The organism is Streptomyces sp. McG3, assembly GCF_018619185.1.
Classification (GTDB): domain Bacteria; phylum Actinomycetota; class Actinomycetes; order Streptomycetales; family Streptomycetaceae; genus Streptomyces.
Genome location: NZ_JAAXYC010000237.1, coordinates 1 through 12,825, shown reverse-complemented (window position 1 = coordinate 12,825; position 12,825 = coordinate 1). Strand labels below are relative to the sequence as shown.

11 protein-coding genes are annotated in these 12,825 nt (G+C 73.7%); 6 read left to right on the top strand and 5 right to left on the bottom strand.

All coding sequences use genetic code 11. The annotated features are described in order from the left end of the window. Nucleotides 1–152 precede the first annotated feature (152 nt). Nucleotides 153–1,046, bottom strand: a complete 894-nt coding sequence (locus HET64_RS28790; RefSeq protein ID WP_215110077.1) for an alpha/beta fold hydrolase — start codon at nucleotides 1,044–1,046, stop codon at nucleotides 153–155. Between the two features lie 633 nt (nucleotides 1,047–1,679). Then, nucleotides 1,680–2,372: a metal-dependent transcriptional regulator gene (locus HET64_RS28785; RefSeq protein ID WP_003967172.1), complete on the bottom strand. Its 693-nt coding sequence runs from the start codon at nucleotides 2,370–2,372 to the stop codon at nucleotides 1,680–1,682. 220 nt (nucleotides 2,373–2,592) lie between these two features. Here HET64_RS28785 and HET64_RS28780 point away from each other — a divergent pair, with 220 nt between their 5' ends. Together HET64_RS28780 and HET64_RS39325 are read left to right on the top strand one after the other, a co-directional pair. Next, nucleotides 2,593–3,348, top strand: coding sequence for an SIS domain-containing protein (locus HET64_RS28780; protein ID WP_018960327.1), 756 nt, complete (start codon nucleotides 2,593–2,595; stop codon nucleotides 3,346–3,348). 142 nt (nucleotides 3,349–3,490) lie between these two features. After that, nucleotides 3,491–4,975: a DUF4157 domain-containing protein gene (locus HET64_RS39325; RefSeq protein ID WP_251146012.1), complete on the top strand. Its 1,485-nt coding sequence runs from the start codon at nucleotides 3,491–3,493 to the stop codon at nucleotides 4,973–4,975. 54 nt (nucleotides 4,976–5,029) lie between these two features. On the opposite strand, the gene HET64_RS28770 is transcribed toward HET64_RS39325, so the two are convergent. Beyond that, nucleotides 5,030–6,469, bottom strand: coding sequence for a PAS domain-containing protein (locus HET64_RS28770; protein WP_215110076.1), 1,440 nt, complete (start codon nucleotides 6,467–6,469; stop codon nucleotides 5,030–5,032). 456 nt (nucleotides 6,470–6,925) lie between these two features. Here HET64_RS28770 and HET64_RS28765 point away from each other — a divergent pair, with 456 nt between their 5' ends. Continuing rightward, complete coding sequence (locus HET64_RS28765; RefSeq protein ID WP_215110075.1) at nucleotides 6,926–8,320, top strand: phytase; 1,395 nt, start codon at nucleotides 6,926–6,928, stop codon at nucleotides 8,318–8,320. 314 nt (nucleotides 8,321–8,634) lie between these two features. On the opposite strand, the gene pdxH is transcribed toward HET64_RS28765, so the two are convergent. Next, the gene (gene pdxH / locus HET64_RS28760; RefSeq protein WP_215110078.1) at nucleotides 8,635–9,276 is read right to left on the bottom strand and encodes a pyridoxamine 5'-phosphate oxidase; all 642 of its coding nucleotides are present in this window, start codon (nucleotides 9,274–9,276) and stop codon (nucleotides 8,635–8,637) included. A gap of 331 nt (nucleotides 9,277–9,607) precedes the next feature. Here pdxH and HET64_RS28755 point away from each other — a divergent pair, with 331 nt between their 5' ends. Continuing rightward, nucleotides 9,608–10,708 (top strand): citrate synthase 2, encoded by a 1,101-nt coding sequence (locus HET64_RS28755; protein ID WP_215110074.1) that lies wholly within the window; start codon nucleotides 9,608–9,610, stop codon nucleotides 10,706–10,708. A 101-nt stretch (nucleotides 10,709–10,809) separates the two neighbouring features. Continuing rightward, nucleotides 10,810–11,349, top strand: a complete 540-nt coding sequence (locus HET64_RS28750; RefSeq protein ID WP_215110073.1) for a VOC family protein — start codon at nucleotides 10,810–10,812, stop codon at nucleotides 11,347–11,349. A gap of 28 nt (nucleotides 11,350–11,377) precedes the next feature. On the opposite strand, the gene HET64_RS28745 is transcribed toward HET64_RS28750, so the two are convergent. After that, nucleotides 11,378–12,043 (bottom strand): cyclopropane-fatty-acyl-phospholipid synthase family protein, encoded by a 666-nt coding sequence (locus HET64_RS28745; RefSeq protein WP_215110072.1) that lies wholly within the window; start codon nucleotides 12,041–12,043, stop codon nucleotides 11,378–11,380. Between the two features lie 118 nt (nucleotides 12,044–12,161). Here HET64_RS28745 and HET64_RS28740 point away from each other — a divergent pair, with 118 nt between their 5' ends. After that, on the top strand, nucleotides 12,162–12,797 hold the full coding sequence (locus tag HET64_RS28740) for a helix-turn-helix domain-containing protein (RefSeq protein ID WP_215110071.1): 636 nt from the start codon (nucleotides 12,162–12,164) through the stop codon (nucleotides 12,795–12,797). Nucleotides 12,798–12,825 lie beyond the last annotated feature (28 nt).

The window sequence follows — 12,825 nt, the reverse complement described above, 5'->3', positions numbered from 1 at the left end:
GCGCTCGTCGGGTGGGCGGGGCTGCGGATCGCCGCGCGGCGCACGGCGAACCGGCTGCCGGAGATCCTGGCGGCGGTCAGCAAGGGCTGAGGGCCGGGGGCCGGTCGGCCGGGTCCGGTCCGCCGGGTCCGCCGGGTCCGGTCGGCCGGGGACTACGGGGAGACCGGTTCGCGGTCGTCCCTGTTGTCCTCGGCGAGCTGCTCCAGGAAGGGTTCGACCGCGGCCCGCCAGCCGTCCGGCTGGTCGTAGTGGACGAGGTGGCCCGCGTCCGCCACTTCCGCGTACTGGCCGCGGGGCAGGACCCGGACCATCTCCTGGGCCTCGGCGCGGCCCAGCTCCCCGTCGAGGCCGCGCAGCACCAGCGCGGGGCACTGGACCTGGGCCAGCTCCTCCCAGTGGGCGTCGAAGACCCAGGTGGCGCGGGTGCGGAGCATCTGGTGGCGGGAGAAGACGGGGCGCCAGCCGTCTTCCCGCTCGGCCATCACCTCCGCGTAGAACTCGCCGCGCGAGGGGTTCGGCCGCTCCACCCAGGGGTCGTCCTCGCCGAACCACTTCCGTACGTCGGCGAGGGTGGCGAAGGGCAGCGGCCAGGATTCGAACCAGTCGCTCCACTCGCGCTGGGAGGCCGCCCCGAGGGCGGAGGCCCGCATGTCGCAGACGACGAGGGCGCGGACGAGGTCGGGACGCTTGGCGGCGAGCTGCCAGCCTGTGAGCGCTCCCATGGCGTGGCCGACGACGGTGACGGGGCCGAGCCCGAGCTGTTCGATCGCGGCCTCGGCGTCGGAGACGTAGGCGTCACGGGTGTACGGGCCGTCGGCGGGCTTGTCGCTGCGGCCGTGGCCCCGCTGGTCGAGGCCGACCGCGCGGTGCCGTTCGGCCAGCCAGCGGGCGGTCGGGGCCCAGTGCGAGGCCCGGCCCATCAGCCCGTGCAGCAGTAAGACCCCGGGAGCGGTGTCCGCTTCCGCGCGCCCCTTGGGCGGATCGGCGAACTCCCATGCCGCGAGGCGTACGCCGTCGGTTCCGGTCACATCGATGCGCCGCACCATAGTCCTGGCACCCCCTTCTGGTCCTCGGTCACCGTGTGGTCGCGCCCCGCCAGGCTATCGAACTCTTATTCGAAAATGAGGTTCCGCCACCGAAGACCCCACGTTCGAGTGACACCCGTCAAGGATTGATGCCGACCGGCCTGGGGAGATCTTCAGCGGGAGGCGGGCCGCTCGGGGACAGGGGCCCGCGGGAACTGACCTTGAGAGCTCGGGGCTCCGGGTCAGCACAGGGGAGGAACGGCCCCGGCGCCTTCGGACGCCGGGGCCGCCCCCTGTCCGGGGACCGCGCCCGACACGCTCGACAACGATGGCAGGCCACGGCGCGAACCGCCCCGCACCTGCCGGGGTCAGGGCATTGCTCAGGGCATGGAGAAGCGCGCCGGGCACCGTGCGGTGCGCGTGTTGGTACGACGGGCGCATTCCCTGCTCCCTCCCCGACCGTGCCGGCCGGAGCCGGCCGACACCCTCAGGTCCTCTGCCTGGCCTCAGCCTGGCATGTGACGCGTCCGGCCGCTGCCATTCCGGACGGAAATCGGCAAGCGCACATCACGGTTGTGTTGCCGCGGCCGACGCACGGCCGGCCACCGGGCCTCTGCCGGGCGCCGAGCGCGTCAGCACCGGGCGGCAGCCGGGTCAGCGCTTGGCGACGAAGACGTGCGAGGCGACCTCGGAGTCGAGCTCGGCCGCCTCCCCGCTGGAGCCGACCAGCACCCCGCCGGGCGACTCCGTCACACTGACGACGGACCCGGGCTGCACCCCGGCCCTGCGCAGCGTGTACATCAGCTGGGCGTCGGTCTGGATCGGCTCCCCGATCCGTCGCACCACCACGGTCTTGCCCTCGGCGCCGGGGTCCAGATCGGCCAGGCTCACCATCGAGGCGTCCAGGAACGGGTCGGCCTCGGCCTTCTCGCCCAGCTCCTCCAGGCCCGGGATGGGATTCCCGTACGGCGACTCCGTCGGGTGACGCAGCAGCTCCAGCACCCGCCGCTCCACCGCCTCGCTCATCACGTGCTCCCAGCGGCAGGCCTCGGCGTGGACCTGCTCCCACTCCAGGCCGATGACGTCCACGAGCAGACACTCGGCGAGCCGGTGCTTGCGCATGACGCGGGTGGCGAGCCGGCGGCCCTCCTCGGTCAGCTCCAGATGGCGGTCCCCCGCGACCTGGACCAGCCCGTCGCGCTCCATGCGGGCCACCGTCTGGCTGACGGTCGGACCGCTCTGGTCCAGCCGTTCGGCGATGCGGGCGCGCATGGGGACCACGCCTTCCTCTTCCAGTTCGAGGATGGTGCGGAGATACATCTCCGTGGTGTCGATCAGTCCGGACATACGTGCCCCTCGATGCTGTGACTAGAAAACGTCGTGCGATGGCCCTGCACCAATTCTGACGCATAGCGCCGACAACCGTGCCGCCCCGGTGGAACACGGCGGAAGTGCGTGCGGCCGGGGCCACGAGACGCTATTGACAGTCCACTGGTCCAGACCGCAACGTGATCGGCGGCACCGGCATTCCCGCACCGCCCCATCCCCCGTCGAAAGGGCTCCCCCGATGAGCGACAGCAAGCTGGCCGGTCAGTTCTTCGATGCGGCGATCGGCCTGCTGACGCGGGTGCGGGACGAGGAGGCGGACAGCATCGCCGCCGCCGGCGCGGCCGTCGCGGACACCGTCGAGTCCGGCGGCAGGCTCTTCGCCTTCGGCGCGGGCCACTCCTCGCTGGCCGCCCAGGACGTCGTCTACCGCGCGGGCGGCCTGGCGCTGATGAACCTGCTCACGGTGCCCGGCGTGGTCGGCGTGGACGTCATGCCCGCCACGCTCGGCTCGGCGCTGGAGCGGGTGGACGGGCTCGCCTCGGCCGTCCTGGACTCCAGCCCCGCCACCGCCGGGGACCTCCTGGTGATCGTCTCGCTGTCCGGGCGCAACGCCCTGCCGGTCGAGATGGCGCAGAACGCCCGCGCCCTCGGGCTGAAGGTCATCGGCCTCACCTCGGTCGCGTACGCGGAGAGCACCCGCTCCCGGCACGCCTCGGGCGGCTTCCTGCGCGACCACTGCGACATCGTCCTGGACAGCAAGATCGCGATCGGCGACGCGGAGCTGACAGCCCCCGGCGTCGACGCCCCCTTCGCCCCCGCCTCGACCGTGGTGACCAGCGCGATCATGCAGGCGATGCTGGCCGCCGCCGTCGAGCGACTGGTGGCCCGGGGCGTCGAGCCGCCGATGCTGCGCTCGGGCAACGTCGACGGCGGCCACGAGTGGAACGGCCGGGTCATGACGGAGTACCGGGACCGGATCTTCTACCGCCACTGAGCGCCCTGCGCGGGACGCGTACCCCTCGCACCCCGGACGTACCCCGCCGGGCAGGAGGTACTGCCCTCGGGGACCTTCCGCACGGGTCGGCGGACCGGTAGGCAGGAGGGGTCACACCCTGCGGCCGAGAGGTTTCCTGCCCATGCGCGGACAAGACCAGAGCGAGACCACCGGCTCCCGGCCCGCACGGCCGTCGGCGGGCCGGGCGAGGGCGGTCGAAACGCAGCAGGAGGGGACGCTCTTCCCCCTGCAGCGCGGTGTGGGCAACGCGGCCGTCGTGAACATCCTGCGCCGGGCCCTGCACGGCCCCGCCTGCGACCACCAGGAGCAGCACGACGAGGAAGCCGCGCCCGTCCAGCGCGCCGCCGCGCCCGGTGTGCAGCGTTCCGCGGTGCCCGGTGTCCTGCGTGCCTCCGGCCGCCCGCTGGACGACCGCACGCGCACCGACATGGAGTCCCGGATGGGCGCGGACTTCTCCGACGTACGCATCCACGACAACGCCGCGGCGCGGGCGTCCGCCGCGGAGGTCGGCGCCCGCGCGTACACCAGCGGCAACAACGTCGTCCTCGGCCGGGGCGGGACCGACCCGCACACGCTCGCCCATGAGCTGACGCACGTCATCCAGCAGCGGCAGGGGCCCGTCGCGGGCACGGACAACGGGTCGGGGCTCTCGGTCTCCGACCCGTCGGACGCGTTCGAGCGGGCCGCCGAGGCCAACGCGACCCGGGTGATGAGGGCCCCGGTTCAACGTGCGGAGGAGCACGAGGACGCGGCGCGCCCGGAGGGGTCCGGCGGCCGGGCGGCGCACGCGCACGACCACGCTCCGGGAGACATGCCCGTCCAGCGGGTCGCCGCCGACACCATCGGCGCGAACATCAGCCAGGGCGTCTCGGCCTACGCGGCACAGCTCGACGAGCTGGCGGCCGCGATCGGCACCACCCGCGTCAATGTGCTGAACGCCCTGCTCGACCCGGCCTACGACCCCATGGGCGCGCATGAGATCGCCCCGCAGATCCTCGACTCCAACCTCAAGGAACCGCTGGACTACGCCTCCTGCTTCCCCACGGCCCACGCCCTCTTCCCCGTCCTGACCGACCCCGCGGCGGCCCAGCCCGCGCAGGGCCCCAACCCGGAACGGGCCGCTGACCTGGCGGAGTTCCAGGCGGCCGTGCAGACCCTGACCGGTGCGCTGACCAACGCCTGGGGCAACGGGACACAGTCGGTGTTCCGGATCGAGTACGGGGGGCACGGCTTCACCCTCGTGATCCGGCAGACGGCGGACGGCAGCGCCCACATCGAGCTGATCGAGAGCCTGGCGCACGCGGCCGGCATCATCCCGTCCCTGGAGAAGCCCGGCATGGACTTCACCACGGTCATCGAGGCACTCACCCGGATGTCCTCCCCCACCGTGGGGGACCGGGTGGCCGGAGCGCACGCGCTCGGCTGGAACGCCCACGCGCTGTATCTGGGAGATCCGCAGCCTGGCGAGCAGGAGCACTTCCCCGAGACCCGCATGAGGTGGTGGAGCCAGCCCCTGTCATCGGTGGCGGGCGACAACTGGGCCGCCAGCTTCGTCCAGCGGCTCAACTTCGTCGCGCAGACGTACGGGACCACACAGGCGAACTGACAAGGCGTCGGGAGCTGCTTCGGCGGGGACGGTCCCCCGTTCCCCTGGGCGGCGTCAGGTGGTGGGCCGCACCGCCCGCGCCAGGTCGACGGCTCCCGCGACCCGGGCCGCCACCGTCTCCGCGTACGCCGTGTCGGGGCGTTCGAAGGCGGCCCGGTTCGCCGCGCGCAGGAACGTCAGCGCGCCCAGCGTCCGCCCCCGGCTCCGGAGCACGGTGCACAGGGCGTGGGCCGCGTCCCCGGGCCAGCGGCGCTCGGTCGCCCAGGCCGCACCTCCGGCGCCCCCGGCGCCCGCGCTCGTACGGACCGAGCCGGTGCGCTCGACGGCCTGGAGGGCCGGGTGCCCGGGGCCGTAGCGGACGGGGATCGAGCCGCCCGCGACCAGCAGACACGGGCCGGGCCCGTCCACGGGGGTTCCCGCGGTACGCACCAGGCGCCCGTCCGCCGTCGGATCGCCCGCCACCAGGTCGACCAGGACGTGGTCGGCGAACCCGGCGAGCGCGAAGTCCAGCAGGGAGGTCGCCGCCTCCATCGGGTCCTCGCACTCGGAGGCCGTACGGGCGGCCCGGTGCAGCTGGCTCGTCCGGAACCGCAGCCGGTCGGCCTCCCGCTCCGCGAGCTTCGCCGCGGTGACGTCCCGGAACAGCCACCCCACCCCGAGCGGAACCGGTTCCTCCGTCAGCGGCGAGGCCAGCCGCAGGAACCCGCTGCGCCAGCACCGGCGTCGTTCGCCCTCCGCCGTCCGCAGGGTCACCCACAGCTCGGCCGGGGCCGTCGGGGCGCCCTCGGCGAGCACATGGTGCAGGGCGGCCTCCAGCTCCTCGACGCCCTGGACCAGCAGTTCGCCGAGCGGACGGCCGAGGAGGGCGGTGCGGCCCCCGCCGAGCGCACGGGCCGCGTACGCGTTGACGACCGTGGGACGCAGGTCGACGTCGACGAGGACCACGCCCCAGGACGCGTCCTCCAGCAGTGCCTCGCTCAGCGCGATGGCCCGCTCCAGGTCGACCTGGGCGTGCACCTCGCTGAACGCGCAGTAGACCCCGGCCGGCTTCCCGTCCGCGCCGCGCACCCCGGCGGACTGGGTCCGCACCAGCACCCGGCCGCCGTCCTTGCGCAGCAGCGCGAACTCGTGCACCTGCCGCCCCGGCGCGTCCATGGCCGACATCAGCCGCGCCCGCACCTCGTCCGCGTCGGCCCTGCGCACCGCCCAGCCCGCGAAGCCGGCACGCCCCACGGCCTCGTGCGCCGTCCAGCCGAGGACGCGTTCGGCCTCACGGTTCCAGTGGGTGACCGTGCCGGCCGCGTCGAACGCGCAGAGCGCGGCGTCCATGCCGTCGAGCAACGCCGCCAGCAGTTCGGACCCGGGAGGCTCTCCGGGGACATCGCCTTCGCCGGCCGGGGACCCCGGGTCCGCGGAGCACCCGGGGGGCCCACCGCCGGGATCCTCGTCCGGCCCGAGCTCGTCGGTGGTCCCGCTGCTGCTGAAAGCACCCACTCCGCACCCCCGCGACACGTGTCGGCCGTTTCCCCACGCGTCGCCGCGTGTATTGCTGCACGTCAGACCATTCAACTCGAACGTGACCCAGCACACAGCGACTTCGCCGAAATCACTTCTCCCAGCGATGGAATCCCGATCGCCTCCCATCGCTTTCGCGCCACACCGCGAAAGCGGCCGGACCCCGTCGAGCCCTCCCCGCGTGGGGAGTTCACCGGCGGCACGGCGGTGCGTGGTGACGACGTCACACGGAGTCCACCGTCCCCGCCCATCCTTGGGTCGCCCTCGCACACGCCTTCGTACGCCTCGGGTCGTCTTCGCACGCCTCGAGTCGCCGCGGGCATCCCGGCACGCCGCGGCCCCGGCCGCTCCCGGCCCGCACAGCCCCGCCCGCTCTGCCGCTCCCAGCCGCTCCCGGCCCCGCTCCTCCGACCCTCGACCGCAAGGAGCTCCTCCGTGACGCCCTTCCGCACCGCACGTCCGACGGCGACGGCGACGACGACCGCCCTCGCCGTCTGCGCCGCGCTCGCGACACTCGTCGCCGCCGCTCCCGCGCCCGCCGCGCCCTTGGCGCCCGCAGCCCGGCCGGACGGCCCCGGGCCGCTCCCCGCCGTCACCCCGCGCGCCGAGACCGCCACGCTGTACGACGACGAGCAGGGCGGCAACGCCAACGCGGACGATCCCGCGATCTGGCGCAATCCCGCCGCCCCGGACGACAGCCTGGTGATCGCCACCGCCAAGGAGGGCGGGCTGCGGGTCTACGGTCTGGACGCCCGACTGGTGCAGTCGCTGCCCGCGCCGCCCGCGCCCGGCCCCGACAACGCCCCGGGCCGCTTCAACAACGTCGACCTGGTGCACGGACTGCGCCTGTCCCCGGGCGGGACGGCGGACCTGGCCGTCACCTCCGACCGCGGCCACGACCGACTGCGTATCCACCGCATCGACCCGTCCCGGCAGGGCGGCCCACTGACCGACGTCACCGACCCGGCGGCGCCCCGGGTGTTCTCCGCCGATCAGGACGAGGTCGACGAACAGACGACGGCGTACGGCCTGGCCACCTGGACGGACCGCCGCAGCGGCCGTTCGTACGCCCTGGCCAGCCGGCGCAACCGCACCTCGGTCGCGCTGCTGGAACTGCTCCCGACCCGGTCCGGCACCGTGACGTACCGCAAGGTCCGGAGCCTCGACCTGCCCTCCGCCTTCCGGCTGCCCGACGGCACGTCCTGGACGCCGTGCGGCGAACCGGGCGAACTGCCCCAGGTCGAGGGGATGGCGGTCGACCCGGCGGACGGCACGCTCTACGCCGGCCAGGAGGACGTGGGCATCTGGCGGATCCCCGCCGACCTGCGGGGGAAGCCGGTGCTGGTCGACAAGGTCCGCGAGTACGGCGTGCCGGGGACGTACGACGAGGAGAGCGAGGAGTGCGCCCCCGGTGAGGACCCGGGCTTCGGCGGCACCCGGATCTCGGCCGACGTGGAGGGGCTGACCCTGCTCCCCGGGCGGAACGGCGACCGCTATCTGCTGGCCTCCAGCCAGGGCGACGACACCTTCGCCGCGTACGCCCGCCGGACCGGCCGCGAGAACGGGACCGGCCGCGAGAACCGGGCCCTCCCCGTGTACGCGGGCGGCTTCCGCGTGACGGCGGCCTCGGCGACGCTGGACGGATCCGAGGTCTGCGACGGCGCGGCGGTGGAATCCGAACCGCTCGGCAGCCGCTACCCGGGCGGCCTGCTCGTCGTCCAGGACGGCAGCGCCACCCCCGCGCAGGACGGACGGGAGGCCACCGGCTTCAAGTTCGTCGACCTGAGAAAGGTCCGGGGAGCACTGGGCCTCACGAGCACCGGTGGGTAAACCGGTGGGCGGACGGGTTCATGAGCGGGTGAGGAAAAGTCTCCGGATAAATAGCTTGAACCGCGATCCGGGACGCTCCTAGTCTGTGGGCACACAGGAAAGGAGGTGTTCCGGAAGTGATTTCTTCTCGGACTCGTGAGGTGACTGCGGGCTGACGCCCGTCGTCGCACTCTTTCTGCAGTGCAGGCCGGACGCCGGCCAATCCCAAGCAGTCACCGACCCGCAGGCTCGCCGGTAAGTCCGGCCGGCTCCTCTGTGCACGGAGGAACCAGAGCCTGCGGGTTTCTGCGTTCTCCGGCCCTCACGGGTGCGGATCACGGGCAGAGCCGCTCCACCCGCCACGTCCCGGTGCCCGGCTCGTCGCCCTCCCGCACGTACCGCAGCCGGTCGTGCAGCCGGTTCTCGTGCCCCTGCCAGAACTCGATCGTCTCGGGCACCACCCGGAAGCCGCCCCAGTGCGGCGGGGCCGGGACCTTCTCGCCCTCGGGGTAGCGGGCGGCCAGTTCCTCGAAGCGGCGGATCAGCTCCTCGCGGGAGCCGACGACGGTGGACTGGGCGCTGGCCCACGCGCCGAGCTGGGAGCCGTGCGGGCGGGTGCGGAAGTAGCCCACGGTCTCCTCGCGGGAGGTGCGCAGGGCGGTGCCGGTGACGATGACCTGGCGGGCCATCGGGTGCCAGGGGAACAGCAGCGAGACATACGGGTTGGCGGCCAGCTCGCGGCCCTTGCGGGAACCGTAGTTCGTGAAGAAGACGAAGCCCCGGTCGTCGTACTGCTTGAGGAGCACGGTGCGCGAGGACGGGCGGCCGTCCGGGGCGGCGGTGGAGACGATCATCGCGTTGGGTTCGTGCAGCACCCCGCCGACGGCGACCTGACGGAACCAGCGGGCGAACTGGTCCATCGGATCGGGGCTGAGGTCGCGCTCGGTGAAGTCCTCCGAGCGGTACTGCTCGCGCATCGCCGCCGGATCGGTGGTGCAATCGTCGGGGAGGGGTCCCGAAGAATCTTCTGGTGTGGGCACAGGCCCATCCTGCCGCAGCGGCGGAGTGTGCCCGGCGGGGAGGGCCCGTAACCACCCACCGCCGAAATGGAGTCCTGTGCCGGATGTCACGCTTCCCCGCTCCGGGGGAACCCGCCAATATCTTGGGGCAGGCCCCTGTGGTCTTCGCACAGCGGCGGCCTCCCGGGTACACGCACGCGCCTTTGGGTACGTGCACACTCCGTACGCCACGGCCGCCGAACCGGGTCTGCCGCCCGCCCGCCGCCCGCCGAACTGAGGGAGCCGCCTGATGTCCGACTTCGTACCCGGTCTTGAGGGAGTCGTCGCGTTCGAAACGGAGATCGCCGAACCGGACAAGGAAGGCGGTTCGCTCCGGTACCGCGGGGTCGACATCGAGGATCTCGTCGGCCACGTCTCGTTCGGAAACGTGTGGGGCCTGCTGGTGGACGGGGCGTTCAACCCCGGGCTGCCGCCCGCCGAGCCGTTCCCGCTCCCCGTGCACTCCGGTGACATCCGGGTCGACGTGCAGTCGGCGCTGGCGATGCTGGCCCCCGTCTGGGGTCTGAAGCCGCTGCTGGACATCGACGAGGCGACCGCCCGCGACGACCTGGCGCGGGCGGCCGTGATGGCGCTGTCCTACGTCGCCCAGTCGGCGCGCGGCCAGGGGCGGCCGATGGTGCCGCAGAGCGAGATCGACAAGGCGCAGTCGGTGGTGGAGCGGTTCATGGTCCGCTGGCGCGGCGAGCCGGACCCGAAGCATGTGCAGGCGGTCGACGCGTACTGGACGTCGGCGGCCGAGCACGGCATGAACGCCTCGACGTTCACGGCCCGGGTCATCGCCTCGACGGGCGCGGACGTCGCGGCCGCCCTGTCCGGTGCGGTGGGCGCGATGTCGGGCCCGCTGCACGGCGGCGCCCCGTCCCGGGTCCTCGGCATGATCGAGGAGATCGAACGTACGGGCGACGCGAGCGCGTACGTGAGGCAGGCCCTGGACCGGGGCGAACGCCTGATGGGCTTCGGCCACCGCGTCTACCGCGCCGAGGACCCCCGCGCCCGCGTCCTGCGCCGCACGGCCCGCGAGCTGGCCGCCCCGCGCTTCGAGGTGGCGGAGGCGCTGGAGAAGGCGGCGCTGGAGGAGCTGCACGCGCGGCGTCCGGACCGCGTCCTGGCGACGAACGTGGAGTTCTGGGCGGCGATCGTGCTGGACTTCGCGGAGGTCCCGGCGCACATGTTCACGTCGATGTTCACCTGTGCCCGTACGGCGGGCTGGTCGGCGCACATCCTGGAGCAGAAGCGCACGGGCCGCCTGGTGCGCCCGTCGGCGACGTACATCGGCCCGGGAACGCGGGACCCGCGCGAGATCGACGGGTACGACGACATCGTGCGATGAGCCGGTCGGGCAGCGTCGGGGTTTCCGGCCGGTGAGCGCGCCGCTACGGGGTAGGCGTATCGCCACATCTCCGGCGCATCTCCGGCTTGAGGAGGCCCACCGTGACCACCACGCCCCGCCCGACCCTGACTCTGTCCAGCACGGTGCTCGACGCCCCGGACGCGGCGGAACTGGCGGACTTCTACCGCCGGCTCCTCGGGTGGGAGCCGGTGCAGGAGGAGCCCGACTGGGTGAAGCTCCTCCCGCCCGGCGGTGGCTCGGGCCTGAGCTTCCAGACCGCGAAGCCGTACGTCCCCCCGGTCTGGCCCGCCGCCCTCGGCGACCAGCTGATGATGCTGCACCTGGACTTCGAGGTGACCGACCTGGAAGCGGGCGTGGCCCACGCGGTCGCGGAGGGCGCGAGGCCCGCGGAGTTCCAGCCGCAGCACGACGTACGGGTGCTGTTCGACCCGGCCGGCCACCCGTTCTGCCTGTTCGTCAGCGACCGGATGCCGGGCGAGCCCCCGGCGATCAGCCCCGAGTGGGTGGCGGAGCAGGCCCGGGAGATCGCCGGGCAGGACCGGCTGACGGCCCAGGACGCGGTGGCCTCCCCGGACCCGAACGGCGCGGCACGGCAGGCGGAGCCGGACACGTCGTCGTAGCGGACGGCCCCGGTCGCGGCGGACGGCCTCAGTCGCGGTCGAGGTCGCGACGGACGGCGATGACGTTGTCGGTCACGGTCGCCGTCTCACCGCCGGGCCCGGTGGCGGTCCGCCCGGGCGCGTGGCACAGCTCGGTCCGCCATCCGTCGCCGAGCCGCAGGGACGCGCGTACGTCGTCGGGGGCGGGGAAGCGTACGTCCTGGTGGCCGTCCCGCCAGGACCAGGGGGCGAGCGAGGCGTGCTCGACCAGCACGAGCAGGCCGCCGGGGGCGACGGCCCCGGCGGCGCGCCGGAGCACCTGCTCGCGGGGGATCTCCACAGGGGTGTGGAAATAGCTGGCGGTCACCAGGCCGAAGGTCCCGTCGGGGAAGGTACGGGCCAGGTCGTGCCGGCTCGGGTGGACGCGGTCGGTCAGCCCGGCCGCGGCGGCCCCGGCCGCGACCCGGCCCAGGGCGGTGGACGAGACGTCGACGGCGGTGACGTCCCAGCCGAGCGAGGCGAGCCAGAGCGCGTCGCCCCCGTGCCCGCAGCCCAGGTCCAGGGCCCGTCCGTCGCCGCCCGGCGCGGGGGCCAGGGCGGTGACGACCTCGGCGAGGACGGCGTTGGGGCGGGTGCCCCACTGTGCGTCGACGCCGGCGTAGTGGTTCTCCCAGAAGGCGGCGGAGTCGGTGACGCCGGTGGTGTCGCTGCTCATGGCTGTTCCCTTCATGCCCGTGGAGGCCGCTCCGGCCGAGCCGCCCCGTCGCACAGGAAGGTGCGCCGCGGCCTGCCCCCCTTGCAAGCTCCCATGCCGTTTCGGCAAGCTGGCAGGCATGGCAGCCGAGGAAGACGCAGCAGGACGGCCCCCCGGGAACACCAAGGACGGTGTCCTGGCCGCGGTGGGCCCCCGCCTCCGCGAACTGCGGCGCGGGCACGGGATGACCCTCGCCGAGCTGGCCGAGCGGACCGGGATCAACGAGAGCACCCTGTCCCGTCTGGAGGGCGGCACGCGCAAGCCGACGCTGGAGTTGCTGCTGCCGCTGGCGGAGGTCCACGCGGTACCGCTGGACGAACTGGTGGGCGCACCCCGCACGGGCGACCCGCGCATCCACCTCCGCCCGGTCACCCGCGACGGCCTCACCTACGTACCGCTGAGCCGCCCCGGCGGCGTCCAGGCCCACAAGCTGCTGATCCCGCCGGGCCCGGACACCGAGCCGGCCCTGCGGACCCACGAGGGCTTCGAGTGGCTGTACGTGCTGGCCGGGCGGCTGCGGCTGATCCTGGGCGAACGGACGCTGGTCCTGAAGCCGGGCGAGGCGGCCGAGTTCGACACCCACGTACCGCACTGGCTCGGCCCCGACGACGACCGGACGGTGGAACTCCTGGTCCTCTTCGGCCACCAGGGCGAGCGGGCCCACCTGAGAGCCCGCCAGGGACCGGAGCGGGGACCGGCCGAGGGCCGGACCTGAGCCCGCCGCCCGCCAACAGCACCGGCAC

What these genes read in the sequence shown, in the direction of transcription:
- HET64_RS28790 (WP_215110077.1), bottom strand. Translation starts at nt 1,046, where the DNA reads ATGGTGCGGCGCATCGATGTGACCGGAACCGACGGCGTACGCCTCGCG.
- HET64_RS28785 (WP_003967172.1), bottom strand. Translation starts at nt 2,372, where the DNA reads ATGTCCGGACTGATCGACACCACGGAGATGTATCTCCGCACCATCCTC.
- HET64_RS28780 (WP_018960327.1), top strand. Translation starts at nt 2,593, where the DNA reads ATGAGCGACAGCAAGCTGGCCGGTCAGTTCTTCGATGCGGCGATCGGC.
- HET64_RS39325 (WP_251146012.1), top strand. Translation starts at nt 3,491, where the DNA reads ATGCGCGGACAAGACCAGAGCGAGACCACCGGCTCCCGGCCCGCACGG.
- pdxH (WP_215110078.1), bottom strand. Translation starts at nt 9,276, where the DNA reads ATGCGCGAGCAGTACCGCTCGGAGGACTTCACCGAGCGCGACCTCAGC.
- HET64_RS28755 (WP_215110074.1), top strand. Translation starts at nt 9,608, where the DNA reads ATGTCCGACTTCGTACCCGGTCTTGAGGGAGTCGTCGCGTTCGAAACG.
- HET64_RS28745 (WP_215110072.1), bottom strand. Translation starts at nt 12,043, where the DNA reads ATGAGCAGCGACACCACCGGCGTCACCGACTCCGCCGCCTTCTGGGAG.
- HET64_RS28740 (WP_215110071.1), top strand. Translation starts at nt 12,162, where the DNA reads ATGGCAGCCGAGGAAGACGCAGCAGGACGGCCCCCCGGGAACACCAAG.